Source organism: Mesorhizobium sp. B2-5-3 (assembly GCF_006441005.1).
Classification (GTDB): domain Bacteria; phylum Pseudomonadota; class Alphaproteobacteria; order Rhizobiales; family Rhizobiaceae; genus Mesorhizobium.
In genome coordinates, this window is record NZ_VFUS01000025.1 from 1 (window position 1) to 2,584 (window position 2,584).

Annotated in this window: 1 protein-coding gene; it reads left to right on the forward strand. The window is 65.2% G+C overall.

All coding sequences use genetic code 11. From position 1 onward, the window contains the following. Positions 1-2,584, forward strand: a 2,584-nt coding sequence (locus tag FJ867_RS29335; RefSeq protein WP_181168471.1) for an autotransporter-associated beta strand repeat-containing protein, incomplete at both ends; no start/stop codon positions are given.

The window sequence follows — 2,584 nt, forward strand, 5'->3', positions numbered from 1 at the left end:
TCGACATCGGGCTCGCGCCTGGCACTGGCCATCCTTCTCGCAGCTGGAACGCTGTCAACAACGCTTCCGGCGAGAGCTGTCGAGACTGACTGGATTGTCAAAGACGAGGCGACGCTCAGGGACGCCATCAGTAGCGCCCAGAAAAACGACACCATCACCTTCACCGCGAACGTCACCCTGAGCGCAAACTTGCCCATCGTGCAGAAAGACGTGACCATCGACGGTGGCAACTTCACGCTGTCTGGCAATAACCAGTATCGCGGCCTGTTCGTCCAGTCCGGCACAGTAGTCGTCAACGATCTCACCATCGCCAACGCCAAGGCCCAGGGCGGCAGAGGAGGCGACGCAAGGTATGGCGGCGAGCTGTATATTGGAGGCGGCGGCGGCGGTGGCGGCGCTGGACTGGGCAGCGCGCTGTTCGTCGCCAGCGGCGCCAATGTGACGGTGAGCAACGTCAACCTGCAAGCCAACCAGGCCCATGGCGGCAACGGCGGCGCGCTCAGGCCAGATACCGGCGGTTGGACCAGCGGCGGCGGTGGTGGCTATTGGCCCACCGGTGCTAACGGCGGCGACGCCGGCCCTGTCGTCAATGGTGGCGGCGGTACAGGCGGCGGCGGCGACGGTGCCCACGCCTTTGAGCGCCAGGGCCACCCCGGTGGCTTCGGCGGTGGCGGTGGCGGCGGCCCCAATGGAGGTGGCTCCGGCGGTTTTGGCGGCGGCGCCGGCGGCAACGGCGATATCTTCCACTCAGTGGCTGTGCCCGGTGGCTTCGGCGGCGGCAATAGCAACGGCAAGGACCCCAGTGCCGGCGGCGGCGGCGGCGCCGGTCTCGGCGGTGCGATCTTCGTTCAGGAGGGCGGCAGCCTGACCCTGGCCGGCGCTCTCAACATTTCCGGAAATGCCGTTGCGGGCGGTGACGGTGGAGTGGAAAACGGGTGCAAAGGCCTTCCAATATCTCCAGTGTGTGGTGGCAATCCCGGCCAGGGTATCGGTTCGGGCATCTTCCTACACGGCAACGGGTCGGTCAGCACCGTCCCCAGCGGTGGGCAGACACAGACCATAAGCGACATCATCATCGACCAGACCGGAGCTGGCGGCACCGGCGCCGACAGCGGCAGTTGGTCTCTAATCAAGAATGGCGACGGCGTGACCGTTCTCACCGGCGCCAACGCCTATAGCGGCGGCACCATCGTCAATGCCGGCATCCTGCAGGGCAACACGTCGAGCCTGCAGCGCAATATCACCATCAACAATAATGCCTCCATCTTCTTCGATCAGGCGGGCAGCGGCACCTATGCTGGCATCGTGTCCGGCACCGGCAATCTCTGGAAACGAGGCAACGGCGAGGTCGCGCTCACTGGCGAGAACACCTATACGGGCGGCACGCGGGTGGAAGGCGGAACCCTGCTTGTCGCCTCCGACGCCAAACTCGGCAAGGCAGATGCCCATCTCCACCTGCTCGACGGCGGCGGTCTGCACGCCTCCGAGACCTTCACCAGTTCCCGGCCCGTCGGGCTTTTGAGGGGTAATGGCGTCTTGCTCGTCGATCCAGGCAAGGCCCTCACCTTGAGCGGCGTCATCGGAGGAAGCGGCGTGCTGGTCAAGTCCGGCTCCGGCGACCTGATTCTTTCCGGTACGAATACCTATTCGGGCGGCACGACCGTTTCGGCCGGTGCGCTGTTGTTCACTACCGACGCCAGCCTAGGCGCCGCGGGCAGCGCCATCAATCTGAACAGCGGCACGATCGGGCTAGCTTCGGATGCTTCGGCACAGACGGTCAATCGCCCCGTCACGATCACGAACAGCGGCGGTTTCTTCGTTGCATCGGCTCCGCTGACCTGGAGCGGCGTGATCAGCGGCACCGGCACGATGGTTAAGTCCGGTACCGGCACGCTTTTTCTCTCCGGCAACAACACCTACACCGGCGCGACGATCGTCGACGCCGGCACGCTTGTGGCGAACGGCTCGATCCTCTTTTCGAGCCTGACGGTGAATGCGGGCGCAATACTTGGCGGCTCTGGCAGTGTCGGCTCCGCCACGCTGGCCGGCGGCACGCTTTCGCCTGGGAATTCGATCGGCACGATCAATATCATCGGGAACCTTGCGTTCGGCGCCGGCTCGGTCAACGCCGTCGAGGTCTCTGGCAGCACGGCCGACCGCGCGAACGCTACCGGCTCCGCCGATCTTTCGGGCGGCACCGTCGATGTCACGTTCCTGGCGGGCGGCTCTGTTTCCAGGAACTACACCATCCTCAATGCCACGGGCGGTCTCGGCGGCACCAAATTCGCCGGCCTCAGCGACACGCCGTTGCCCGGCTTCGAGACCAGCCTCAGCTATGACGCCAACAATGTGTACCTGGTAACGGGCACCGACCGCACCGATCCTGAGCTTAGTGCCCTCAATCGGAACCAACGGACCGTGGCCGACAGGGCGCTCGACCATTTCGAAGCCAATGGCAGGCTGCCCGGGGAATTCGTCAGGCTCGACGCGAACGGGCTGTCAGCTGCCTCCGGCGAGATCGCGGCGGGTGCCATCATAGCCGGCATCGACAGCGCCGATCGGTTCCTGGCCGTGTTCGACGGGC